Annotated in this window: 3 protein-coding genes and 1 pseudogene; 3 read left to right on the top strand and 1 reads right to left on the bottom strand. The window is 67.9% G+C overall.

Translation table 11 applies throughout. The features are described 5' to 3' along the window. Both AC08ON_RS12520 and AC08ON_RS12515 read left to right on the top strand, forming a co-directional pair. Positions 1 to 1,584 (top strand): NAD(P)/FAD-dependent oxidoreductase (locus AC08ON_RS12520; RefSeq protein ID WP_476617023.1); only part of this gene is annotated, 1,584 nt, incomplete at its 5' end. Positions 1,585 to 1,766: 182 nt separating this feature from the next. After that, positions 1,767 to 2,342 carry a VOC family protein gene (locus AC08ON_RS12515; RefSeq protein ID WP_476607690.1) on the top strand — a complete coding sequence of 192 codons (576 nt, stop codon included), beginning with the start codon at positions 1,767 to 1,769 and terminating at the stop codon, positions 2,340 to 2,342. 388 nt (positions 2,343 to 2,730) lie between these two features. On the opposite strand, the gene AC08ON_RS12510 is transcribed toward AC08ON_RS12515, so the two are convergent. Next, positions 2,731 to 3,183: a MarR family winged helix-turn-helix transcriptional regulator gene (locus AC08ON_RS12510; RefSeq protein WP_476617022.1), complete on the bottom strand. Its 453-nt coding sequence runs from the start codon at positions 3,181 to 3,183 to the stop codon at positions 2,731 to 2,733. 271 nt (positions 3,184 to 3,454) lie between these two features. Here AC08ON_RS12510 and AC08ON_RS12505 point away from each other — a divergent pair. Further along, positions 3,455 to 3,819 (top strand): annotated as a pseudogene (locus AC08ON_RS12505) (3-dehydroquinate synthase); the annotation flags it as partial.

Raw genomic sequence — 3,819 nt, 5'->3', positions numbered from 1 at the left:
ATCCTCGCCCGACACGGTCACCGCGTGGTTCTGATTGACAGTGGCACGCATCCACGTTTCGCGCTCGGGGAGTCGACCATCGGTGAGACGACCTATCTGCTGAAGTTGCTCGCCCAGCGGTTCGACGTCCCCGAGCTCGGCCATGTGAGCAGCTTCGAGGGCGTCCGCTCCCACGTCACCTCGGCCTGCGGAGTGAAGCGCAACTTCGGATTCGTCTACCACCACGAGGGTGCGCTCCAGAACCCCGAAGAGGTCACTCAGTGCAGCGTCTCGGAGTTTCCGAACGGCCCGGAAATGCACATGCACCGCCAGGACATCGATGCTTACCTCTTCTATACGGCCGTCCGTTACGGAGCCGAACCACGGCAACGCACGATGGTGGAAAAAGTCGACTTCGCCGACGACGTCGCGACGCTGACGACAGGGGCCGGCGAACGGATCCGCGTTCGCTACGTCGTCGACGCCTCAGGACGCAACTCCGTGTTGGCGAACCAGTTCGCCCTGCGAGAGGATCCCTGCCGGTTCCGGACGAACTCCCGCACCCTGTTCACCCACATGGTGGGGGTCACCCCCTTCGACGAGGTGACCCTCCCGAGCGGGCAGCCGTCGCTGTGGCACCAAGGCACCCTGCACCATCTGTTCGACGGCGGGTGGCTGTGGGTGATCCCGTTCGACAATCACCAGCGGGCCACCAACCCACTGTGCAGCGTCGGGCTCAACCTCGACTCGCGACGCTTCCCCAGGGATCCCTCGGTACCCGCCGAGCAGGAATGGAACGCTTATCTTGAGCGGTTCCCCAGTATCGCGCGCCAGTTCGCCGGTGCCCGGCCCGCCTGGGACTGGATCTCCACCGGTCGCACCCAGTACTCCAGCTCGCGGACGGTCGGTGACCGCTGGGCGATGATGTCCCACGCAGCCGGGGCGATCGACGCGCTGTTCTCCCGTGGCATGGCCAACACCATGCAGGTCATCTACGCCCTCGCACCAACCCTGATAGAGGCCCTCGCCGACGACGACTTCTCGGCGGAACGCTTCGGCCACATCGACACGCTCAACCAGACGATCCTGGACGTCAATGACAAGCTCGTACACGGCTCCTACGTCTCGTTCCGCGACTTCGACCTGTGGCGGGCGTGGTCGAAGGTGTGGTTCCTGGGCTGGAACATGGGCATCTCCCGGATCGTCGGAACCTACTTCGGCTATCTGAAAAAGGGCGATCCGGCGCTGTTCGACCGCCTGCTCGACGCGCCACATCTGGGCACTTTCTGCCCCGATCTGCCGGAGTTCCAGCCCTTCTTCGACTCGCTCAGCGCCGTGATGGACGAGGTCGAGGCCGGCCGGCTGGCCCCAGCCGCCGCCGTCGAACGGCTCGCCACTCTGCTGGGCGGCGCCGACTTCCTCCCCGCTCCGCTCCGGCTGGGCGATGTGCTGCGCCGCTGGCACGACGGCTCCTTCGAAGCCCAGCGCCACATGTACGAGTGGGGGCGCACGAGTTCCCCCGAGCCGCTCCGCCGCTGGTACGAGTACGACCTCGACGATCTGCTCACCCGCACGGGTGGGGTGCCCACTCCGGCAACCCTCTAAAGGTCGGGCCGCTGAGGGTCGGGGCCATCCCGCCTCCATCCGCGACGGGATCGTCCTGATCGACGGCACCCGCGGAACGGCGAGAACAGCCCGCAGAACGGCGAGAGCAGGGAGGACGGAGGACGGCGATACGATCGGCGCCCTCGCCCTCTGCCTGGGCCAGGGGCATGGAGGGAGCCGCGGTGGTGGAGACAATCATCCAGAATCGGGAGGACTGGATCCGGACGACGCCGGATCCAGCGTCGTCGTCCGTCCGCACCACGCCCCATTCACCGGCCTGCGCCCTGCTGGCGGCACGGGTCATCGAGGAGATGCTGGGCGAGCTGACGTTCCACCATCTCGGCATCCTCGTCGCGGACCTCGACGCTGCCCGGGAACGGTATGCCGTCTCCCTCGGGGTCGATGCGTGGGAGTCGCGGGTCGTCTCTGGCCCCGCCGTCTGGCACGATCGACCGATCATGATCGAGGACGTCCGGATCGCGTTCGGCCGCTTCGGCAGCAGCCTGGTCGAGCTGGTGGAACCCGGCGACCGGCCGTGGACAGGGCGGGAAATTCTCGACCAACGCGGCGAGGGGTTGTTCTCCATCGGCTACGAGGTCGACGACCTGCCGGCGTGCCTGCACCGGGCGGTCGCCGCGGGATGCCTGGTCGAGCAACTCCGGCCGGACGCTCGGAACCCCCGACGGGCCTATCTCGACGCGGGTTCCGGACTACTGATCGAACTCGTCCCCGGGGATGCCGGACAGGACTGCTGGTGATCATTGTCCGAAACCTGCCGTCCTCGCGGGCTTGTCCTGACAGCCATCCAAATGTCATCATCAATCGAGGCCGCCCGGCACCCCCCGAGCCGGGCGGCCTCCCTGCAGGTACGGGCCTCCCGATGTTCCGCGGGCGCCGCTATGTCGCCGTGCGCGTCTCCCCCGTCGCTAGCGGCCAGCGTAAGGCGAGAATCTCCAAACCGCCGGCGTCGAGAGATGAAGCATTGACGACACTCGTTGACAACACTCGTCACCCGTTCCTCGAACCAGAAAAGGCCGAGCCGTCAGGAGCCGTGAACGGCAATCCCGATGATCACGCCGATGAGCGTCGTCGCGATGGCGACGAAGGTTGCAATCTTCCCCCGTCCGCTGCCCTGATTCGGCCTGGTCACCGGCCCCGACCGGCAAGATGCTCCGCGACAAAGCGTTCCATGCCGGCGACGAAGGCACGCGCGTCCTCGGCGGGCCAGTCGTCGAGCGTGCGCTGGAAGACGTCGGCCAGCCGACGCCGAGAGCGATCGATGGCGGCCCGGCCCTCGTCGGTGAGCGTCAGGCGGACCGCGCGGGCGTCATCGGGATCGGCCGAACGGCGCAGCAACCCGAGCGCCTCGAGACGATCACTGTGCCGGCTCACCACCGAACGGTCGATGCCGATCTCCATGCTCAGCTTGCGCGCCGTGGTCTGGCCCGTACGGGCCAGACCGTTGAGCACGGGGTAGACAGCCTCGTCGAGTCCGACGTCCGCCGAGGAGAGCAACTCCCCGAACAGACGCGTCCGGTTCGGCCGGGTGAGGAGAAGTCCGAGCGCTGTCGCGAGCCTCGCGCCGTCGTCTGAACCCACCACACGACCCTACTCTGCGTGCACCATGCACCAATTCGTGCGGGGTGCGGATCCACGCGGGGGCACCGACCCACGCGGGGCGTTCGGTGGCGCGCGGGAGCGACGAAGACGAACGGAAGGAGGAAGTGCGATGGCTCACACCCAACCCGGCGGAAGGGGGCGACTGCCGGGCACGGCAGAATTGCCGGGGCGGCCCCGTGCAGAACCACCGCAAGGCACCAGGCAGGTGCCAGCACGCGACCGCGGATCCGGAAGGCACACCGTGACGGGCATGCTCACAGCACAGCGGACGAGTCCGATCGAGCAGATCACCGCCGATCATCGACGGGTCTCGGTGGACCTCGGCTCACGCAGCTATCCGATCGATATCGGTCCCGGGGTCCGCCGAATCCTGCCCGACATCGTCGCGCGGATCGGCGCCCGGCGGGCCGTCATCGTCTCGGCGCGGCCGCAGGACGCGGTCCCCGACCCGGGCGTGCCGGTACTGCGGCTGGCCGCACGGGACGGCGAGGCGGACAAGAACCTGTCGAACGTCGAGGCGCTCTGCGGCCGGTTCGCGGCTTTCGGGCTGACCCGGTCGGACGTCGTCATCTCCTGCGGCGGGGGGACCACCACGGACGTCGTCGGGCTCGCCGC

This window comes from Frankia sp. CoWAU3, assembly GCF_977971855.1.
This window is presented reverse-complemented; position numbering and strand designations above follow the sequence as displayed.